This window comes from Aggregatimonas sangjinii (assembly GCF_005943945.1).
Classification (GTDB): Bacteria; Bacteroidota; Bacteroidia; order Flavobacteriales; family Flavobacteriaceae; genus Pelagihabitans; species Pelagihabitans sangjinii.
Map to the genome: position 1 here is coordinate 3,486,281 of NZ_CP040710.1, position 20,165 is coordinate 3,506,445.

18 protein-coding genes are annotated in these 20,165 nt (G+C 42.9%); 5 read left to right on the forward strand and 13 right to left on the reverse strand.

All coding sequences use genetic code 11. The features are described 5' to 3' along the window. Positions 1-102 precede the first annotated feature (102 nt). Together FGM00_RS14640 and FGM00_RS14645 are read right to left on the reverse strand one after the other, a co-directional pair. Complete coding sequence (locus FGM00_RS14640; protein WP_138853625.1) at positions 103-510, reverse strand: response regulator; 408 nt, start codon at positions 508-510, stop codon at positions 103-105. Beyond that, the gene (locus FGM00_RS14645; RefSeq protein WP_138853626.1) at positions 507-4,523 is read right to left on the reverse strand and encodes a chemotaxis protein CheB; all 4,017 of its coding nucleotides are present in this window, start codon (positions 4,521-4,523) and stop codon (positions 507-509) included. The genes FGM00_RS14640 and FGM00_RS14645 overlap by 4 nt, the downstream gene beginning before the upstream one ends. Before the next feature lie 322 nt (positions 4,524-4,845). Here FGM00_RS14645 and FGM00_RS14650 point away from each other — a divergent pair, with 322 nt between their 5' ends. Beyond that, positions 4,846-6,237, forward strand: a complete 1,392-nt coding sequence (locus FGM00_RS14650; protein ID WP_138853627.1) for a dipeptidase — start codon at positions 4,846-4,848, stop codon at positions 6,235-6,237. 384 nt (positions 6,238-6,621) lie between these two features. On the opposite strand, the gene FGM00_RS14655 is transcribed toward FGM00_RS14650, so the two are convergent. Further along, positions 6,622-7,638 carry a helix-turn-helix domain-containing protein gene (locus FGM00_RS14655; RefSeq protein ID WP_175416235.1) on the reverse strand — a complete coding sequence of 339 codons (1,017 nt, stop codon included), beginning with the start codon at positions 7,636-7,638 and terminating at the stop codon, positions 6,622-6,624. Positions 7,639-8,001: 363 nt separating this feature from the next. On the opposite strand from FGM00_RS14655, the gene FGM00_RS14660 reads away from it, so the two are divergent. The 4 genes from FGM00_RS14660 to FGM00_RS14675 all read left to right on the forward strand — a co-directional run bounded on the left by FGM00_RS14660 (position 8,002) and on the right by FGM00_RS14675 (position 12,779). Further along, positions 8,002-8,547, forward strand: coding sequence for a hypothetical protein (locus FGM00_RS14660; protein WP_138853629.1), 546 nt, complete (start codon positions 8,002-8,004; stop codon positions 8,545-8,547). A gap of 353 nt (positions 8,548-8,900) precedes the next feature. Further along, on the forward strand, positions 8,901-9,266 hold the full coding sequence (locus FGM00_RS14665) for a BlaI/MecI/CopY family transcriptional regulator (protein ID WP_138853630.1): 366 nt from the start codon (positions 8,901-8,903) through the stop codon (positions 9,264-9,266). Between the two features lie 2 nt (positions 9,267-9,268). Next, positions 9,269-11,335 carry a M56 family metallopeptidase gene (locus FGM00_RS14670; protein WP_138853631.1) on the forward strand — a complete coding sequence of 689 codons (2,067 nt, stop codon included), beginning with the start codon at positions 9,269-9,271 and terminating at the stop codon, positions 11,333-11,335. Between the two features lie 343 nt (positions 11,336-11,678). Beyond that, positions 11,679-12,779 carry a DUF4407 domain-containing protein gene (locus tag FGM00_RS14675; RefSeq protein ID WP_138853632.1) on the forward strand — a complete coding sequence of 367 codons (1,101 nt, stop codon included), beginning with the start codon at positions 11,679-11,681 and terminating at the stop codon, positions 12,777-12,779. 100 nt (positions 12,780-12,879) lie between these two features. Here the strand turns inward: FGM00_RS14675 and FGM00_RS14680 are convergent, their stop codons facing one another. The 10 genes from FGM00_RS14680 to FGM00_RS14725 form a co-directional block, all read right to left on the reverse strand. Further along, positions 12,880-13,509 (reverse strand): DUF998 domain-containing protein, encoded by a 630-nt coding sequence (locus FGM00_RS14680; protein WP_138853633.1) that lies wholly within the window; start codon positions 13,507-13,509, stop codon positions 12,880-12,882. 13 nt (positions 13,510-13,522) lie between these two features. Further along, a complete protein-coding gene (locus tag FGM00_RS14685; RefSeq protein ID WP_138853634.1) occupies positions 13,523-14,524 on the reverse strand; it encodes a metal-dependent hydrolase in 1,002 nt (333 codons plus the stop codon). A gap of 168 nt (positions 14,525-14,692) precedes the next feature. Next, a complete protein-coding gene (locus FGM00_RS14690; RefSeq protein ID WP_138853635.1) occupies positions 14,693-16,465 on the reverse strand; it encodes a MutS-related protein in 1,773 nt (590 codons plus the stop codon). Between the two features lie 44 nt (positions 16,466-16,509). Then, positions 16,510-16,983, reverse strand: a complete 474-nt coding sequence (locus FGM00_RS14695) for a DinB family protein (RefSeq protein WP_138853636.1) — start codon at positions 16,981-16,983, stop codon at positions 16,510-16,512. A gap of 21 nt (positions 16,984-17,004) precedes the next feature. Continuing rightward, positions 17,005-17,370: an MmcQ/YjbR family DNA-binding protein gene (locus FGM00_RS14700; protein ID WP_138853637.1), complete on the reverse strand. Its 366-nt coding sequence runs from the start codon at positions 17,368-17,370 to the stop codon at positions 17,005-17,007. A 9-nt stretch (positions 17,371-17,379) separates the two neighbouring features. Further along, the gene (locus FGM00_RS14705) at positions 17,380-17,907 is read right to left on the reverse strand and encodes a GNAT family N-acetyltransferase (protein WP_138853638.1); all 528 of its coding nucleotides are present in this window, start codon (positions 17,905-17,907) and stop codon (positions 17,380-17,382) included. Continuing rightward, a complete protein-coding gene (locus FGM00_RS14710) occupies positions 17,907-18,314 on the reverse strand; it encodes a Dabb family protein (RefSeq protein ID WP_138853639.1) in 408 nt (135 codons plus the stop codon). Before FGM00_RS14710 ends, FGM00_RS14705 begins: the two co-directional genes overlap by 1 nt. 33 nt (positions 18,315-18,347) lie before the next feature. Beyond that, positions 18,348-18,986, reverse strand: coding sequence for a DUF4230 domain-containing protein (locus FGM00_RS14715; RefSeq protein ID WP_138853640.1), 639 nt, complete (start codon positions 18,984-18,986; stop codon positions 18,348-18,350). Further along, positions 18,979-19,338: a DUF4260 domain-containing protein gene (locus FGM00_RS14720; protein ID WP_138853641.1), complete on the reverse strand. Its 360-nt coding sequence runs from the start codon at positions 19,336-19,338 to the stop codon at positions 18,979-18,981. Before FGM00_RS14720 ends, FGM00_RS14715 begins: the two co-directional genes overlap by 8 nt. Beyond that, entirely contained in the window at positions 19,338-20,090 is a 753-nt protein-coding gene (locus tag FGM00_RS14725) for a cyclase family protein (protein WP_138853642.1), read from the reverse strand. Before FGM00_RS14725 ends, FGM00_RS14720 begins: the two co-directional genes overlap by 1 nt. Positions 20,091-20,165 lie beyond the last annotated feature (75 nt).

The following is a 20,165-nucleotide window of genomic DNA, read 5'->3' on the forward strand; positions in this document are numbered from 1 at the left end:
TGACAAAATAGTACTATCATATTTGGTAATTGTTGTGAAAAAGCGAATTTATGTGGTCAAATACTGCTATTTTGTGGTAAGATTATTCGGGATTTCTTGTTTCTATGGCAATGAAGGAAAGAACTTATCAACTACATCGTGAATCACATCCACTGCTAACGGCTTTAATCTAATATCATCGATAATTTCAATATCCTCAGCTTTTTTCTTGTCTGCTGGGCTTAATGATGTACTTAAAAGAATTACAACGGGCTTCTTCTCCACATTATCAACAAGTTCTCCATACTCTTCTAAAAACTCCCAAGCGCTCATTATGGGCATGTTGATATCGACAAAAATGATATCCGGAAGGAAATCCGAATTAGTTTGTAGATACTTCAGTGCGTTGTTGCCACTCTGAAAATCTACCGTTTTTTCGGCACAAGCCGCCATTTTGATAAACTTCTTGTGTATAAAGTTCGTTGCTGGATTATCGTCGAGTAGCATAATCGACCGTAATCTGTTTTTCATCTATCGAAATTTTTAATTTTAAAATTAAACGTACTTCCCTTATCCGGGACGGAATCTACCCATATATTGCCGCCATGCAACTCGGCGATTTTTTTGCATTGTGCAAGCCCTATACCTGTGCCCTCATAGCTGTCCATATTATTAAGACGTTGGAAAATATTGAATATGCGGTCTTGGTTTTTTTCCTCGATACCGATGCCATTGTCGCTGATTGAAAACATAAAAAATTGTTCTTCCTCCTTAGCGGTAATGGTGACCTTCGGCGTACGGCCCTCCTTTCTGAACTTGACGGCATTTGCGATAAGGTTTAGAAATAGGGAATTCAGCTCCATGCGATAACCTTTGACGACCGGGAGATCACCTACCTCCAATTTTGTACCGGTATCCTTGATCCTTTTACTTAGATCGTCGAGTACCTCCTGTACCATCGTGTTACAGTTAATTGTGGTTATCTCTTTACTCTTTCCGATACGGGAATATCCTAGAACACTCTTGACGAGGCTGCTCATTCTATTTGCGGCCTGCGTTATGAACTCCAGATATTGGTCGGCCTCCGAATCTAGCTTGTCTTTGTACTGCTCCTCAAATAGCCCGACAAAGTCGGTAATCGTATTCAGTGGTTCTTGCAGGTCGTGGCTCGCCACGTAGGCGAATTGCTCCAATTCCCTATTGCTACGATAGAGTTCCTCTTCAATATTTTTGAGTGGGGTGATGTCCACATGACTGCCCACCATTCGTACTGCATTACCTTTGTCATCCCACTCAATGACTTTTCCCCTACAGTATACCCATACAATACTTCCGTCTTTGTGATAATAACGCACCTGATTATCGAACGGCACCTCCCCTTTTGAAGCGGTGTGTTTTTCGAACATCTCAAAAACACCGGGCAAATCATCGGGATGAATGATTTTTTGCCATGCTTCGGGAGTATTTTCCATCTCCTCATCCTTATACCCGAACATTTCCTTAAAACTTGGGCTTAGATATTCGGTACCTTCTTGAATCAACCAGTCCCAATGTCCGGCCATCGTTCCTTCCAACAGCTGTTCAAATGCTTTATTCCTATCGACAAGTTGTTTTTGCGCTTCCTTTAGTTCGGTAATATCCCTGAGCGAGCAGATAGAATACGACTCTTCACCGTTCTTATCATATAGTATCTCAGCATTGACGCTCACCTCGATCAAAGAACCATCTTTACGTCGCAGGCTTCTTTCTTGGTTGACCATCTTTCCTGCAGCCTTATAGGCTTTTAGACGTTTTTTGGCGGTTTTTGATTCTTCTTTAACGTATAAATCTGAAAGATGAAGTCCCATGACGTCCGAAATATCATCATATCCCAAATTATTTACCAAGCGCATATTACAATTAATGATGTAGCCGTCTAGGTTGAAACTCGCGAACATATCCGGAGCATTATTGTAGAGCGCTTTAAATTCCTGCTCGCTTTTCCTGATTTGCCGCTCCGACTCCTTTAACTCGTTAATATTCACGAAACTTACAACGGCCCCATCGATTTTGTCATTATTGTCGAAATAAGGTGTTATTCGCTCCAAGAACCAATTCTTGTTCTTGGATTGTACCTCTTTTTGAAATATCTGACCATCTTCCAATACTCTTTTGGCATTTTCGAACATACCCTCATCATCTCCAAAATTGCTGGTAAAGTGTTCGATTTGTCTGTTGATATCACCGTCCCTAAGATTAAAATGTTCTCTAATGGCCGGCGTGAACTTTCGAATGCGCATTTCCTTGTCCAGGAAAATAGTCCCAATATCCGTACTTTTCAGAAGATTATCCATATCGGCGTTCAAGGCCGCCAAATCCTCGATTTTTTGCTGTAGTTCAGCATTTACGGTATGTAGTTCCTCGTTGACACTTTGTAGCTCCTCATTTGTACTTTGCAGCTCTTCGTTGGCAGCCAAAAGTTCTTCATTGGTCGTCTGCAATTCCTCATTGCTTGTCTCGACTTCCTGCACCACCAATTGAAGATTTTGGGCCGATTCTTTCAGTTCTTCCTCCAGTTCGGCGATTCGGGCGCCTTTTAAGCCCGAAAGTTCCTGTACGACATTTGCGGTACCCTCGATCTCCTCTTTTGGCATAAAAAGTAGCAGGCATCCGGTACCCGATGCGATACTATTTATTTCAAAAGGGTCGACCAAAAGATCCAATACGATCGTCTCCTCCTCTTTCCGGATTTTCAAAGCTTTATAAAGTACTCTTTTTTTGGTCCTCAAGGCCTTTCGTACGGCAGCACCCAAAGTGACCGAGACGTTATCCGGAAGCATTTTAAGCAAATTGATACTGAAACCCTTTTCAGGAAGCTCGATAAACTTTTTAAAGGCACCAACAGCATGTAAGATGTTCAAGTTTTCGTCTATATAAACACCGGCAAGGCCTAATTCTTCGGCGACGACCTCGTTCATTACTTCGGCCAGCTTACTTTCAACCTTTGCGGCACTTTTGACAAAAGAACCTGTGGGCGACAGTTTTTGGATATCCGGATAGTTCAAAGGTTCCATTCCCAATGATTTGGCGGGCTTTATGTTTTGAAATATCTTAAGCTTTCGGTCTACCTCCTGCAACACACTTTTGTAATCTCCCAAGGTTTCGCTACTGCCCAACAGCAATATCCCGTTCAAATTCAAGGAATAGTGCAAAAGCCCGATAATCTTTTTCTGGGCTATCGGTTGCATGTAGATGAGCAGGTTACGACAAACCGCAATATCCATCTTATTAAAAGGAGGGTCCCGCAACACATTGTGCTGACTAAAAATGACAGTTCTCCTAAGGGCATCTATGACCTGATATTCATCGCCCTTGCGCGTAAAGTATTTGCTTAGTCGGTCTTTGGAAACGTTGGCGATGATACTTTCCGAATAAATGCCCCTACTACCGATTTCCAGATGACTACTGGCCAAATCAGTAGCGAAGACTTTTACCTCCAATTCCTTACCTTGGCGTTCTAATTCTTCCAAAATCAGAATGGCCATACTATAGGCCTCCTCCCCAGTACTGGTACCCACACACCATACCTTAAAGACATCATTGGCGGACTTTGATTTAACGATATCGGGAATTACATTCGATGCCATACTCTCCCATACAGGCGTATCCCGAAAGAACTTGGTCACCCCGATTAGGAATTCACGGGCCAAGATGTGTACTTCCTTGGAATTTTCGAGTATAAAATCAAGGTATTCCTTCAGGTTATGAAATTTGTTTACACTGATTCTTCTAGCAATACGACGCACGAGCGTAGGCCTTTTATAATGAATAAAATCCAGCTTCGTAACGTTGCGAATTTGACGTAGAATACCATTTACGGTTTCTTCATCTTCTTCAATTTGGCTTACCGAGGCGCCATTGATTCTCGGATGGTCAATAAAATGAATTAGCTCGGCAGGAAGTTGTTCGACCGGCAGCGTATAGTCTACCAATCCGGTATTGATGGCACTTAAGGGCATGCCATCGAACTTTGCCTGATCAGGGTCCTGCACCATGATCATACCCCCCGCTTCTTTTATGGCCCTTGAACCACTCGTACCATCACTCCCTGTACCACTAAGAATAATACATATGGCCTTTTCCTTACACTCTTGGGCCAGCGACCTGAAAAAAATGTCTATCGGAAGATTGAGATCATTACCTTTTGGCTTATTGGTCAACATGAGTTTATTGCCGATCAACGTCATATTTTTCTTGGGTGGGATAAGATAGATACAACCATGTTCTACCGGCATACCGTTTTTTATCTCATAAATGGGTAATGTCGTATTTCTGGCCAGCAACTCGGCCATCAGTGATTTGTAATCCGGACTTAAATGTTGAATTATTACAAAACTGTGAAGACAATCGGGAGGCACATTGTTGAAAAATTCCTTCAATGCTTCAAGGCCACCAGCGCTGGCTCCTATAGCTACGATTCTAGAGTCTTCTATAATGTCTGGGGTCTCCGGTAGAAAAATATCTTGCTGAACAGGAATTTCAGATGCGTTGCCTTTTTCGGTCATTCTGGATTGATCTCTTGGTTTGAAGTCAGATAAACTACTAATTTTAAGTAGTCTTTTTTGGTTTTTAAATGTAAGAATTTATTTATTTCTACGAAATAATCCATTTATTTTATTTGGAAAATACCTGCGTTATCTGTGCAAAGACAGACCTTTTCTTTATCTGCTCCCACATCTTTTTGCTAAACGCACCGCCCACTTCGTTTCAAAAATACCATTGCGAATAGGAATGATTCAGACTTTACCATTCAAAGAATGATCTTAAATCACAAAAATTGTCTACTTTTCGCTTTATCCCCATGAGGTCAAAATCAGAAGAAGTACAATGAAAAATACAAAGGAATACATCGCAACGCATAGAAATCGTTTTATACAAGAGCTCATAGACCTTTTGAAAATTCCATCAGTAAGTGCCGACCCGGCCTTTACCCAAGATGTATTGGATACGGCCGAAGCGGTAGAAAAAGCATTATTGGAAGCTGGTTGTGATACCGTCGAAATACATGAAACAGCTGGTTACCCTATTGTTTATGGCGAAAAACAAATCGATTCGAGCTTGCCTACCGTATTGGTCTACGGGCATTATGATGTACAGCCTGCGGATCCTTTGGAACTTTGGGACTCGCCCCCGTACGAACCCGTCATCAAAAAAACGGAGATCCATCCCGAAGGAGCCATTTTCGCTCGGGGTTCCTGTGATGACAAAGGGCAAATGTACATGCACGTTAAGGCCCTGGAGTTTATGGTAAAGACCGACCAGTTGCCTTGCAATGTAAAGTTCATGATCGAAGGAGAGGAAGAAGTGGGGAGCAACAACCTTGCAGTTTTCGTGAAAGAACATCGCGAGAAGTTGGCCAACGATATCATATTGATTTCGGATACGGGCATGATCGCGAATGATGTGCCCTCGATTACGACTGGCCTTCGCGGTCTTAGTTATGTAGAAGTGGAAGTAACCGGCCCGAATCGGGATCTACACTCCGGCCTCTATGGCGGAGCGGTAGCCAACCCCATTAACATTCTTACGAAAATGATCGCCGCTCTGCATGACGAGAATAACCGGATTACCATTCCTGGGTTCTATAATAAAGTGGAGGAACTCTCTGCCGAGGAAAGGGCCGAAATGGCCAAAGCCCCTTTTTCGTTGGAGGCTTATCAAAATGCGTTGGACATCGATTCCGTTTATGGAGAAAAAGGCTATACCACCAACGAACGCAATGCCATACGACCGACGTTGGATGTAAACGGAATCTGGGGCGGCTATATTGGTGAGGGTGCCAAAACCGTCATCCCAAGCAAAGCCTACGCTAAAATCTCGATGCGGTTGGTACCGAACCAAGACTGGCCGGAAATCACGGAGCTTTTTACAAAACATTTTGAGGCCATCGCCCCAAAAGGTGTGACCGTAAAAGTAACACCACACCATGGCGGCCAAGGGTATGTAACCCCTATCGATACAATCGGTTATCAAGCTGCCTCAAAAGCGTATGAAACCACCTTTGGCAAAAAACCGATTCCGCAGCGCAGTGGCGGCAGCATTCCAATCGTGGCCTTGTTCGAACAAGAGCTAGGAAGCAAAACCATACTGATGGGCTTTGGGCTGGATAGCGATGCAATACACTCCCCCAACGAGCATTTCGGAGTCTGGAACTACCTCAAGGGCATTGAGACGATTCCCTACTTCTACAAATTCTTTACGGAGATGAACAAAGGTTGACCCATTCGTCTTTGCGAGAAGGAAAACTAGAATTAAATAAAATACGCTGTTAAAGCCGACGAAACCATCTGTCAATCAAAACCTCTTAATCGACAGATGGCTTCGTCGCGAAAAGCTCCACGCAAAGACGATTTTATAACTTTTTAATATACCTCTTTACAAGCACCGCCTGAGTCGGCCCGACTCTGTCTTCAATGAATTCGGCATTTTCGTGCTCTACCAAAAACGCTGCGAACAAGCCATACCTTATTTCTGATGAAGAGTAACGCTTTAAGCTTCGAATCTATCACTCAGTATTATCAGGAGTGAACTTGAGACACAGGCATTTGCAATCGTTGCATGACGATAGTATGGATTGCCAGCTAATAGTGGGTTACAAAAATACTATTGCGTAACAAAAGATTTTTTGTAATCGGATGGTAGCACACCATAACGTTCAAAAAAGACTTTAGAAAAATAACTTCTACTGGAAAGACCGCAGGAATAAACGATTTCGGAAATGGTCATCTCCGTAGTCTCGATGAGCTCACGTGCTTTTTCAAGGCGAACTTTCGAGATATAGGAATTAACGGTCATTCCAAAGAGGGCCCGAAAACCGATTTGAAGCTTTTTGGGAGATAAACCCGATTTTTCCCTGAGAACATCTATGCTTATGGTCGAACTGATGTTTTCGGTGATAAACTGACCAAGCGAGACAATCTTATTTAACTCAGTTTTTCGCAATGGAACGCTGAATCCATCATTCTCGGTGGCACTATCATGGTCTTCAATTTGGGAAGAGAGTATCCTGAAAATCAAACTTTCAGTAATCATCCTGCCTACGATACCCTTCTTTTTATTTTCGATGAGGAGTTTAACATATTCAGAGGTCATGGGTCTGACCTTGCCCAGATAGCGGAATGGCTTATCATCATCGATTTCCGAAAACAGCTCGTCGAGATAAAGGGCTATCGATTTCCTCCCATTATTCCTCATGCGCTTTAATCTATTCTCGTCGATATAAATCATACTTACCAATAGGGGTACATTTTCCGGTATGACGACTTCGTTCTCTTCCGATGAGGTGCCCTTAAGAATGACATTTTGTTGATTTTCGATATTCGAATAAGCGGACTCTTTTCCGTACTTGTGCTTGAAATGTCCTTTTTGGCAAAAAATAAAGTACATAGGATCCATGGCATCCTTGACCAAGGTAAAAGCAAAATCCTTATGAAATTCGATATCATATGTAATGGCACCCATACCGGGAAATACGTAGGTGGCGGTCATTGTACCCTTGCCCATTTTATTGTCCAAGGTCATTCTGGCCCAGTCGATTCCCTCTTCAAAGTGTCCTCCAAGATCTTTGGAGATACTTTGTAGAACCTCCATCACATTGCTACTACTGAGTTTTAAAGCCATGCGCGAAGATACCATAAGCTGACCAATTAAAATTTTTAGAATTAAATTTAACTACATTCTGTAAATCAAAGGATAATCTAAGTGTAACGTATGTACACATTAAATTACTTTTCATAATCGAGTGCTCGACCCACTTGCTTCACTGAGATTACGATGTATTTCCCGTAATGCGTAAAACAACATCCACTTTTGCGGATAGTAAGGAGCTACTTCCCTTTTTATGCGCATAAAAGGTTTTATGACTTTGGAATAAACATATGGCTTTAACAGCGATGAAGTAGGTAGATGGTCGAGAAATTTAATGGGATTGTACTACCCCTCATTTTTTTTCGTTAAAAACTGACCCAAAACAACCTACTTGTCATGATGATTTCAGACCAACAAACCTCCTTGCTTTTCAAGTTGAGCATTTCCATCACCGTTTTCAGCGCACTATTCACCTTCATACCCTCATTCCTGACTATTTTCGGAGCTGTGGGAATGGTGGCTTTCCTCGGTATTCAATTGTATCAGAAAAAACAAAAAGTAGCCTTGGATTACGCCCGGCTACTGCTGATTGCTTCTTTTTCAGGTCATTGTGCTGTCGCCTTTTTCAATGGTCCCTATGCCCATATCACGACGCTGCTCATGAAATTGGCGCTCATGGTTTTCCTTTTACTGTACATAAGAAAGATTATATCATCCCTTCAAGAGCTAACCCAGAGCGGTACACTCCTATCGGACGGCTTGGGTGGCGATAGCATTTCCTATCTGTTGGCCGACATTGCAGCGGTCTACATCGTAGTGGCGGCCCTGTTTAAGATCCTTCATTGGGAAATCGGAATACTCAACAGCAACCTACTATTGGTTATCGGCTTCTGTTCGGCGTTGGTCTCCATTTTAACGAGCTCTAGAAGTATTAGAAATTAGACACCACCACTTTCAAACTATTCCGTCCATCATTTCGACGACTCAAGAAGCAATCGACCCAACTCGTTCTTGCCGAGTTCTAGTCTAGTCGAACGACGAATTTTATGAATCAAAACGATTTGGGCGTTACCCCTTTTTAAAAAGGGGTCGGGCTTTACGCTACAAGTCCTCACGCAAAAAATGCGTTCCGGGCTTTCCACTGCAATCCCTAACGCAAAATAGCGAAGTTGGCCGTCCAAAGGCAGGGCCGATGATACGCTAACTGTTTTCTCCCGTTGATTTCAAAATTTATTACTCTACATTTGTAGAATTAAAATATTTATTCTACGTTTGTAGAGTAAATATTTTATACAATGCAATTATCAAAGTCTGAAGAAGAATTAATGAACATCCTCTGGAAGCAAAAAAAGGCTTTCATGAAAGACCTATTAGAGGCTTATCCTGAACCTAGACCGGCGACCACCACTGTTGCGACCTTGCTCAAGCGCATGACCGACAAGGGGTTTGTCGCCTACAAAAGCTTGGGGAGATTACGGGAATATTATCCCTTGGTCAAAAAGAAGGATTATTTCTCGAAACATGTAAACGGCCTCATTAAAAATTTTTTTAATGACAGCCCGGGGCAATTTGCCTCTTTCTTTACCCAAGAGACCGACCTAAGCAGAACCGAGCTCGAAGAATTAAGAAAGCTTATCGATAGTGAAATAAAAAAGAAATAATCATGCTGCTCTATATCTTAAAGTCCGTCGCCTGTATGGCCATTTTCTTTGTATTCTACAAAGTGTTCCTTGAGAAAGAAAGTGTACATGTTTTTAAAAGATTCTATTTGCTTTTGGCTGTGGGCGCAGCACTTCTGATTCCCGCAATTGTGTTCACCGATTATGTGGTCGTCGAACCCGTTCCCTACATAGAAACTCCACAGACCGTGGTTACGGACTACGATTATATCGGCATCCCCAGCGCATTCGAAAAAGATGTTCTAGATATTGAACCCGTGCTTTGGACCATATATTTCTTAGGGTTTACCTTTTTCGGTTTAAGGTTCATCCAAAACCTCAGGCAGGTTATCGCACGTATTCGCAAAAACCCCAAACAAAAATCCAGCAACTTCATTCAAGTGCTATTGCAAGAAAGTTTTCCGCCGCACACCTTTTTCCAGTATATATTTTTGAATAAGAAAGAACTAGAATCGAATGCTATCCCGAAAGAAGTCTTATTGCACGAAGAAACGCATGCAAGGCAAAGACACAGCTTAGATGTCGTATCTATCGAATTACTTCAGGTTATTTTCTGGTTCAATCCATTTGTATATGTCTTTAAAAAGGCCATTAAATTGAACCATGAATTTCTGGCAGATAGTGCCGTACTGCAAAAGGAAATCAACCCGACCACTTATCAAAATACCCTGTTATCGTACTTATCACCCGATAGCGAAAAGAAGTATCAGCCGTCGTTGGCCAATGCCATCAATTATTCATCGTATTCATCAATCAAAAAACGTTTTACCATCATGAAAACACGCACATCAAGAAAGTCAATCGGACTTAGAAGTATTTTGTTACTACCTCTTTTGGCCCTGTTGGTATATGGATTTTCCAACAGAGAGTCCGTTTATCAAGAGGCTACATCCGAAATATACGTTGAAACTCGTAGTGAATGTGAAGACCTAGAGCACCTGACCATACGCCTCTATGACAATAAACTGGACATAGAAGGGAAAACATTTGAAACCGGTATGGATTGGTTGACCTATTTAGATACCACATATGGTCCTAGTTCCGAAAATGACGAGGGAGCAAATATTCATTTCGCCCTTATAAATGAGGACAATTCCGAAAACAACATCAAAGGTCTTTTATCCGCCTTTAGTGGTGGGGTATGGCAGGTTCATGAAAGTCCTTCTGAAAAACAGCTACTGGAATACGATCGCCTTTCAAAAAAATACAACGCAATACCCATTGAAAAGCGCATTATCCCCTCAAAAGACTTGAAAATCTTGAAAACTATTTATAACAATATGACGGATATCCAAAAACAGGATGCGCAACCATTCCCAAATTGTCTACCGAAAAATAGCCAGCAAGGCGCCACCAAAAAGCAAATAAAAGAATACAACGCTTTGGCCAAAAAGTACAACCGACAGCTAAGCGAGGAAAAAAATATACGAATCTATAAGCCGGAAGTAGAGCGTTTGGAATACCTGTACGCACTAATGACCCAAGAACAAAAGGAAAATGCCGAAACTTTCCCGGATTTTCCAGAACCACCACCATCTCCAAAAGCCCCAAAGGCACCCAAAGTGAGCAAAGGAGAGCAAAGCGCTATTCCGCCACCGCCAAAAACACCCAAACCGACCGGCACACCCGATAAAAATGAAAAAGAATTCGCTGAAGAGGCTGTTGATGAAATCATTGCAAATCAGGATCCTTATGACTTTGTCACAGTTCCCGTGGCTACTTCGTATTCCTCGAACTCTACCCTGAATTATCGTGGTAGCGAAGCAATACAGCACAATAGCGCGATGCAAAAAATCGACGAGAGACAAGAATTAAATGAGCATCATTTTATCCCTAAGCCCAGCGATCCACCCGCTCCAAAATCCCCGTTAGACCATGTCGTTGAAATGGCAAAAAAGGGTGCCGTTTTCTACTACGAAGGCAACAAAATATCGTCTGACGAGGCCATCTCCATTTTAAAGAAAAACAAAAGTATCAATATTGAGACTAGGGGTTCAAATGGAAATAAACCTGTCGTGAAGCTGTCTACAGCACCCATCACCATAGACTGATGAATTAAACGTCATTACAAGCCACTTCTTGGGGCAAAGTAATCTGTTTCCGTGGTACAAATTGTCAAGAGATAGCTTCATCGGGCTTGAGATAGAAACTACGTTCAATTTTAAGTTTGCTTCCTCGCAAAGACGTCTACCTATAAAATTATAGCCAAAGCCTTCAAATTGAAGGCTTTTTATGTAACAAATAGTATTACAGCCGATACTAACATAGCCAAAAGCCAGTTATAGTTGTAGAACACTGTCGATCCTAATGGAGTCCAAAGAATCGTTTAATCTCGTTCTCGACTCTTCTATAACAGACAGAAACTGAAAGAAGCATCAATCAAAATCAAATCACATGTTACAAAACTTCTTTATGCTCTGCTCTGGGGCGGATTCCACGATTTTAAAAAGCTGTTCGGAAGGCGAACAAAATAAATACGCCGGCATTGGGGCCACTGTTTTCTTTACCGCGGTCATGGCCTTTATTGCAAGCAGTTATGCGCTGTACACAGTTTTCGATAGCGTAGTAGCCGCTGTCTTATTCGGCTTGCTTTGGGGGCTTCTCATTTTCAACCTGGATCGGTTTATCGTATCCACCATTAAAAAACGAAACAGTTTTGCTTCCGAATTATTGCAGGCAACACCTCGAATCGTTTTGGCGGTCATCATCGCCATCGTCATTGCCAAGCCCTTGGAAATGAAAATTTTCGAAAAGGAAATCAATCAAGTGCTTTTGGAGGAAAAGAATGCAATGACCCTGGCGAACAAAGAACAACTCGCGCTGCAATACACCCCAGCTGTCGAAAAGCTGAACCAAGCTATTGCCGATTTAAAAGCGGAGGTTGCGGCTCAAGAAGCGGAGACCAATGCGCTCTATGACACCTATATCACCGAGGCGGAAGGTACCGCCGGTAGTATGCTTTTGGGCAAAGGACCTGTGTACGCGGAGAAACGGGAAAAGCACGATGCCGCCCTCGCGGAATTACAACAACTTAAAGAAGCCAACGCGATGAAAATCTCGGGCATCGAATCCCAGATTTCCGCCCTTGAAGTGGAATATGCCGATGTCGTTAAAAATTCCCAACCCATCATCGACGGTTTCGACGGACTTATGGCCCGTATTACCGCTTTGGAAAAACTGCCTTGGCTACCCTCCTTCTTTATCTTTTTACTGTTTTTGGCCATTGAGACCTCGCCGATAATCGCGAAATTATTGGCCCCAAAAGGGGAATACGATCTGAAACTTGAAGACGAGGAAAGCGCTATCAAGACCTGGGTGGCGCAAAAGGTACACCAGCGCAAGCAAGTTTTGGCTACCGATACCGCATTGAATGAAAAAATCTACGGTGAGATTGCAGAGGAGGAAGCCGTTTATGCCCACAAAAAGCGGAAAGCAGAGGAACTGCTTAAACTGCAGGCCGATGCATTCCAAGAGATGCAAATCAAGAGTTTATAGTTCTCATAGTACGAGACACTAAGCTGGTAATAAGATGCTCAGCTCCATAAATCTATGTGAATAGCTCCCGTATGCCCGCTAACGGTACTATTATAAAATTTTAATTATTCGCAGTAGTGGTTTTGCTAATATAAAGTGAGGTATATATCACCCAAAATAAGATACTGCCTTCAATAACCCGTTGAAACAAGCCGACAAATCGTCCCTGAGGATTACCAAATAATACCACTACGAAAATTAGAGCTAGTATACCACAGCCGGTAGCCATTTTTACAAAACCCGGCCTTACGTTACCCTTTTTAGCGGAAAACCCTATGCCCAACAAACAAAAAGGCACAAGGCTATAAGTTAAAAGTGCCGAAGTATTGTGTACAAATTGCGCAAGGCTAGCAGTTTCAATATCGGTCGGACAGCCAAAATCGCAAGGAAACAGAGCAACCACGATATTACCAAAACCATACAACAAGGCAAAAGTAAAAAACCCCACAACTATACCCTTTGACTTTGGAAAATAAGACGGGGCGGTACAACCGAAAAGCAACAGTGAAGCGCCACTTGCCATGTATAGGTATCGCAAATATTCGGCATCAGGTACCCCGGTAGCGAAACTTTCACTGATGTATTGATGCACAAAACTATAGCCCTCGATCCATAGCCCTCCTAAGATGCTGGAAACAATAAATAGTAGCGCTCCTAGAATTCCCAAACTAGAAACTATCATCTTTTTCATTTCGTTGCGTTTCTTAATTTCCTTTTATTCGTTTCCAAAGGCTTGCCAAAAGCCCTTTTGCATCACCGGGCACTTTGGGGGTTTCGGTCACCTTACACCCCGTCTCGGTTGGTTCCAGTTTGTACGTGAATGCGAATTTAGTTTCGTTCGGATCCATACTCATCAATCCGAAACGGAGGTCGTTCAGGAACAAGACCTCATCTTCTTTTGTAATCGTATACCAACCTTCGGTTATAGTGATAAGACGACTAATCTTGTCATTTGTTTCCAAACTCCCCAATAATTCATGGTTTTTAGGATAGGCCCTAAACACAATGGAACGTGAATCGAAAAAAGAATAATTCCCGATCAAATACGCCGCTTTGGTCTCTACATTGGCCGTCCATAAGACCGTATTAAATGGGGTTGGGCGTGTGCTGATTTGCTCATACGAAATTCCTTGGGCTTCTAGGCTATCGACGAAGACTTTATACGCCAAACCTTTAAGGACAAGGGTGAGCAACAAATATCCACTACTGACGACCAACCCGAGCGTATTGAATCGTCTTCGTTTGGGTGAGGTCCGTTTTTGACTCATGGTGAGTATTAAGAACACTAGAAATGGTAGGGTATACAAAGGGTCGATAACGAAGATGTTCTGAAATGCCAATCGTGTTTGGAACGGCCAGAACAATTGGGTGCCCCAGGTCGTAAAGGCATCTAATATCGGATGGGTAAACAAGCCCCAGAAAAAAAGCCAGGACCAATCGCGCCATGTCGCCTCTTTTTTCCTGAGTAGCTTCCACACCAACCATCCGAAAACGGGAGCGAAGAGCACCGAAAACAAAACGGAGTGGCTAAACCCCCTATGCCATTCGGTCGCGGTAACCGTATCCACAAAATAACGGGCTAGCACATCCAAATCGGGTATGGTTCCGGCTATCGCCCCGAACAAGGGTGCTTTGTTGCCTACCTTTTTGCCGAGTACGGCCTCACCGACTGCTGCTCCTAATACGATTTGTGTTAATGAATCCATAGGCCCCCTAACCCCCAAAGGGGGAATAATTATCGTTTTATTATAAGTATTTCCATTCTACCTGCACTCATTTCTCTTTTTATGAGTCTTTACTCCTTATTCCTTTCGCCGTTCTCTACCCTTTTCTTCCCAGCCCACACTCTTTGTCTCAAGTCGCCTACCGCAAACCTATTCCACAATCCCCATCTTCTTCAACAAGAATGAGGCATTCATGTTCTGACAAATGCCATTTTTGAATTTATAGTCGAAATGTAGCTCGTTGTCGATAATCTCCGCATCGAAATAATGATTTTTTACTTCCGGCAATTCTTCCGCCACCTCGCACAGGCTCAAATCATGGGTCGCAATAATTCCCGTCGACTTTGAAGCGACCAAACGCTCAACGAACTTTCTGGAGCCTTTGGCCTTGTCGGTGCTGTTGGTGCCTTTTAGTATTTCGTCAAGCACAATAAAATAGCGGTCCTTTTGAATTTCGTTGACGATGAATTTTAGCCGTTTCAATTCCGAAAAGAAGTACGATTCATCATCGGTGAGGGAATCCGTGGTGCGCATACTCGTTATCAACTTAATGGGCGAATACCAGCTTTGTTTTGCACATACCGGCAAGCCGACATTCGCCATTACGATTTGGAGGGACACCGTTCGTAAAAACGTGCTTTTCCCCGCCATGTTGGCCCCTGTGATGATGAAAAATTGCTCACCTTTTATCTCAAAGTCGTTCAAGACACTTTTCTCGAGAGGTAATAGTGGGTGTCCCGCACCAATTGATTTAAGCACCGCTTTTTCACCTTCCAAAATTGGATACGTATACTTGGGATGGTTGAAGGCGAAGTTCCCCAAACTATTGTACGCATCGAAGAACGCTATGGTATCGAACCATTTTTCAACCGATTTACCGTGCTTTTCGACCCAGCGTTCAATATGGTAGACGTGGGTCATGGTACGCAATAGAAAGCCGTTTGCGAAAAACAGATAGAGCCAGTGATTGTTTTTATCCAAACTGTTCAACAGTTTCGAGAACTTTTTGATCACCACGGATGTTTTCTCATTGTTGGAGAGAATCGCATTCTTTTTTGACCGAAGTAATTCTGACGTAAACTCGGTATTCTCAATTTGTTGTAACAGTTGATTGTACTGCTGGAAAGTACTTTGCATTTTCGAGGCCGCAGTTCCCAGCTTTTTTATTTTTTTCATGTACAGCGCCGTTATTCCCAGCCCTAGAAACAACCATAAAATGACCAAAGATTCCGGCACATACCCTAAAAAGTAAACGACGAACAACAGCAACGATGCTCCTGAAAAGATATACGGAAGTATTTTCATGCTTCCGGGAACAAATACTTGATACGATTTTAACCATTTTACGATGGTGTCCGTAGCCGTTTCGGTCTGGGCCAATGACGCAGTGGCCGAAAAATCCTGTCGCCATTCACTCATTCGCGCCAACTCAGCGATGGCCTCCTGTTTCGTTTTGATATTGACTATGGAATTCTCGAGCAACAGACCGGCAAAGGTGATGCTGCCTTGCGGCAAGACCGTTCTATTTGCATATTGATAAAAAGAGCCTACCCCGAACAAATCGATATCCTGACTGTAATAATGCCCCGGACTCTTAAACGTGTCACCATCCGGTAAAGAATGAAAATTACGGTTAAGTACGTCGATTTCGGTCTCGTTGATCTGTAGCAATGCCAACAATCTGTTCTTCTTGTGCTGTAGTGCGCCATGACGTGCAACCAAAAAAAGGAAGAGGGCACCCCCCCCTAAAACAAGGGCGATCAAAAGTTTCGTCTGCCCATAAAAAAAATAGATTCCAGCACAAATCGAAAAGAAAACGACCAGTCGTAGGGTACTGGACCGAAGTAGCCGTTTTTTTATAACGTACAAGCTGTCTTTATGTACATCGATACGGTCTTGGTAAAAGGTAAATAGGTCTTGCATTAAGGCACTTTTCCGGATTGAAGCGCAAAGATAGTTTTTCTACCTCAGCTACCTTCCTTGGAATTGAGCATGGCGATTTGCCCTAAATGATAGATATCGTGTTGGGCAATGCTCGTCAGAATTACGTTAAAGGTGTATTTCTTTCCAGGCACTTGCTCCGTTAATAGTGAATCGTCGGTTTTGCGAAGCATAGCGAGGATTTCGGTCTGCGTTTCAACTAGGGTGGACTTTAGCGCTTCCCATTCCCCTTCGGAAGCGATGTGAACGTCCGACCAATCGGTAGGCCCATCGATGATCAAATCATAGTCTAGGTCGCCTTGCAGTTTCCTTAAACAAAAAATACGCCAGTTGATGATGTGTTGCACCAGTACAGCAATGGATTTCGCCCCATATCGCTTTTCGTTCACTTTTTGCCAAGGTACAGCGTTCAATTTTTCCATGACGGAAATGCCATACCAGGGTTCACCATCAAAACACTCGACTAAGTTTTCGATGATTATTTTCAATTCGCTTTTCATCGCTGCTGCTTTACTGTTTTGTCAAACATCCTCTAAATCGGCCCATTCGGCTTTTAGTTTTTTGGGCAGTTTCGAAACAACCAGCTCGTAGGAATGATTGGTTGAGTGAGCAATTAAATCAGGTGGCAAGCGGTCTAGAAAAAGTGTGTTCCAATGTACCTTGCTCATGTGGTACCCGGGAATAATATCCCCGTCGTGCTTTTCGCGTAGTTCGGTGGCGTATTCCGGGTCGCATTTCAAATTTACCTGTGGAGGAAGTCGTTGAAGTCCAGACAAAGCAAACATTTTACCCATCACTTTGAACACCAACGTATGTTCGTCAAAGGGAAAGCTTTCGGTTACTCCTTTTTTGGCCAAACACATATTTCGGAATTCTTCGATGTTCATGATCTTAGCTTACTCTATTTGCAATAAGGGGGAAAGGGAGTTCCAATAATACCTGGATTTGATGACGGGGATATCGCCAATATCCATTTCCTCAACCGCCTCCACTTTAAGGCCGCCCAAGGCCTCATAAAATCGTATAGCGGCCAGATTTTGCTGAAGTACCCATAAGTACATAGACGAATCGGGCCGTCGCCGTTCCATTTTTTCCGCAGCCAAACGCATCAATTGTCGCCCGATTCCATTACCCTGCATTTCAGAAGACACGTGTAAATTATCCAATAAGGTACCGTATTCGCTGCTATGGTCAAAATATAGGCAAACGAAACCAACTACCTTCCCACCATTCTCGGCAACCAACACACATTGTTCCGAAGGGCTATTTTCTAATCTTGACCGCCACACAGCTAATCTTTCCGAAGGAGCCTTTTCATCTAAAAATGCATCGCTCAGGGCGCCGCGGTAATTCTGCTGCCAACTTTTTGCGTGCAACGCAGCAATCGCACACGCATCATTTTTCGACGCAGGCCTGAATACCATTACTTTTCAAGCTCGATTCCTTGGGAGTCGTAAACGATGACCTTGTTCCATAAATGCTCCGACTCCTTGACAAAAAGTTTATGGGGTGCTTCATCCTGATAGTTCTGCTGCGCTTCGGCAGATTCAAATGTTGCGATGAGCGAATACGTAAATGACCCGTCTACCACATCTCGGCTTGTACGTGGCGGGGTACCTATAAACCTTGTTTTGGCGTAGGCCGAGTGGTCCAAAAATTTCTTCAGGCTGGTTTCAAAGGCTTTTCTATCTTCTTGGCTATCGGGGTTCTTAAGCCAAAAATAAACGGTGTGGGAAAAGTTCTCATCAAATTCTTTCATATCGGTATCTCGGTTTTGGCCGCAACTGCTTAATAGGGTGAATAGTAATAGAACGCTGTAGAGTTTTTTCATTGGTCAAGGTCTTTATATCTCTTACTTTGAACATCATATCTCGGATTTATTTTCTTCCAATAAAGCTTTGTCGGCAGTATTGAGCTGTAGTGCCGAATAATCCAATTTCCAACCGATGGTTTCGGCTAGACTTTCGACCAAAAGAATGGTATCCAATGCTTCTTTCCGGGCCGTAACCATCAAACCACTTTCGACAACCTTGGCTCGTATATGTTCCTTGACTTCCTTATTCAAAAGTGTCAAATCGTCCGGTGTAAATGCATTGAACATGCCGTTTTTAATATCGTAGAATTCCAAATCAGGCTCCACGGATAGTATTTCGGGCTGGGGGAAACTCGTAAGCGTTACTTTTTTAATATCAACATCCGATTTTATCTGTATTTTCTTCAAATCGTACCCGATATGCGCCTTCGCCTTTACCACGATCAAGGCTTTCTTTTTACTGCTGATCATGCTCAGGAAACGATCTTTGGTATTTTCGTACGTATAGATTTCTGCAAAATCACCTTCTACAGAAACCAATTTACAGACACTTTTTATTTTTTCCAATAACACCACCGACTGGTGCTTCGTTACCTCCTTGCCCCGTCGTTTTCGAAAAAAAGAATACACCCAGTAGGTAGCGATACCACCTAGCAGCAACCCGAGAAAAGAATCAAAAATACTATCCATTGTCTTTTCCTATTTCCCCCAAATGGGTGAATTTGAATCCTTTTTCATACTTCAGCCCGTAACCAAAAACCCTGTCAAAGGCCGCATGCGCGAATAACATTACCCCGACCAATTGCATTATCGGAATGGAAAGATACATCCCCCCAAGGTAAATCGCAATTGCAATGCCCTTGTGATGAAAGATATTGTAGCCAAAAGCCCCTGTTTTATTGCCAAATAGATATCCGAGCATACCGATGTCGGGTGCCAATAGCAGCACCAAAAACCACCACCATTCATACGGTAAAAGGCTGAAAAGATATATGCCAAGACCGAACATGGCCAGTTCCTCGATTTTCAATATAGTTTTCATCAATCTTCGATTTTATATAATACGGGACGACTCGGACTGGCATCGTTCTCAAACGGGGCCACCTGTAAATTCAGATAGTATTTGCCATCTTTTACCGCGTTCGGCACGAAAATAAATTCCGTGATCGTTGCCTTCTTCCGCAATTTACCATCAAAATTCCAAAAAGCCTTATGCGCCAAAAGCGCGCCACTGTCTTTTTCCTTGTCGACGGAGGGCAAGTCGACCAACAAGTGTTTGATACCCTTGGCAACCAAAAACTCAGCCGCTTGCTCCAAAAAATAGGGTGGATTCGAATTCGAATACTGTCTAGTTAGTTTCTCCCTCATGTTCGGAAGCGTGCGTACAATGAGGGCGTCTCTTTTCTTATTTCCCAAGGCGTATTGCAGTTGTTTCCGAGAAATCACAAAATCATCCTGATACTTCTCCGGGGCAATGGTAATCACTTCCGCCAAAAAGAAATAGCGATCTAAATTTTGATTGATGGAATGGAAACCTTTAGTAATATGCCCCACACATTCGGTATGTGTACCGTGCGCATGCGGGTTAAACCAAATATCGTTGAAATTGGTACTCGCCCCCGCAGCAACACTACCGGTAAAATCACCTTCTTGATGTGGCTCGATCTTCGGATGCCCCACATACCATGCGTTCACATTGGACGTATCTCCTTTTATAGAAATGGAGATATCCAAAGGTTTGGACAGGTCAATAAGGTCGTTTTTTATTTTTGCTAGCACGGAATTTCGTTTCATGACGTCTTTGCGATTCCGATTGCTATCGGAAGAAGCAAACTGTTTAGTTTAGAACAAATTTCATCAGTTTGCTTC

Bases quoted from the DNA above. Each gene is read 5' to 3' on its own strand.
- FGM00_RS14640 (WP_138853625.1), bottom strand. From the start codon at position 510: ATGAAAAACAGATTACGGTCGATTATGCTACTCGACGATAATCCAGCA.
- FGM00_RS14645 (WP_138853626.1), bottom strand. From the start codon at position 4,523: ATGACCGAAAAAGGCAACGCATCTGAAATTCCTGTTCAGCAAGATATT.
- FGM00_RS14650 (WP_138853627.1), top strand. From the start codon at position 4,846: ATGAAAAATACAAAGGAATACATCGCAACGCATAGAAATCGTTTTATA.
- FGM00_RS14655 (WP_175416235.1), bottom strand. From the start codon at position 7,638: ATGGCTTTAAAACTCAGTAGTAGCAATGTGATGGAGGTTCTACAAAGT.
- FGM00_RS14660 (WP_138853629.1), top strand. From the start codon at position 8,002: ATGATGATTTCAGACCAACAAACCTCCTTGCTTTTCAAGTTGAGCATT.
- FGM00_RS14665 (WP_138853630.1), top strand. From the start codon at position 8,901: ATGCAATTATCAAAGTCTGAAGAAGAATTAATGAACATCCTCTGGAAG.
- FGM00_RS14670 (WP_138853631.1), top strand. From the start codon at position 9,269: ATGCTGCTCTATATCTTAAAGTCCGTCGCCTGTATGGCCATTTTCTTT.
- FGM00_RS14675 (WP_138853632.1), top strand. From the start codon at position 11,679: ATGTTACAAAACTTCTTTATGCTCTGCTCTGGGGCGGATTCCACGATT.
- FGM00_RS14680 (WP_138853633.1), bottom strand. From the start codon at position 13,509: ATGAAAAAGATGATAGTTTCTAGTTTGGGAATTCTAGGAGCGCTACTA.
- FGM00_RS14685 (WP_138853634.1), bottom strand. From the start codon at position 14,524: ATGGATTCATTAACACAAATCGTATTAGGAGCAGCAGTCGGTGAGGCC.
- FGM00_RS14690 (WP_138853635.1), bottom strand. From the start codon at position 16,465: ATGCAAGACCTATTTACCTTTTACCAAGACCGTATCGATGTACATAAA.
- FGM00_RS14695 (WP_138853636.1), bottom strand. From the start codon at position 16,983: ATGAAAAGCGAATTGAAAATAATCATCGAAAACTTAGTCGAGTGTTTT.
- FGM00_RS14700 (WP_138853637.1), bottom strand. From the start codon at position 17,370: ATGAACATCGAAGAATTCCGAAATATGTGTTTGGCCAAAAAAGGAGTA.
- FGM00_RS14705 (WP_138853638.1), bottom strand. From the start codon at position 17,907: ATGGTATTCAGGCCTGCGTCGAAAAATGATGCGTGTGCGATTGCTGCG.
- FGM00_RS14710 (WP_138853639.1), bottom strand. From the start codon at position 18,314: ATGAAAAAACTCTACAGCGTTCTATTACTATTCACCCTATTAAGCAGT.
- FGM00_RS14715 (WP_138853640.1), bottom strand. From the start codon at position 18,986: ATGGATAGTATTTTTGATTCTTTTCTCGGGTTGCTGCTAGGTGGTATC.
- FGM00_RS14720 (WP_138853641.1), bottom strand. From the start codon at position 19,338: ATGAAAACTATATTGAAAATCGAGGAACTGGCCATGTTCGGTCTTGGC.
- FGM00_RS14725 (WP_138853642.1), bottom strand. From the start codon at position 20,090: ATGAAACGAAATTCCGTGCTAGCAAAAATAAAAAACGACCTTATTGAC.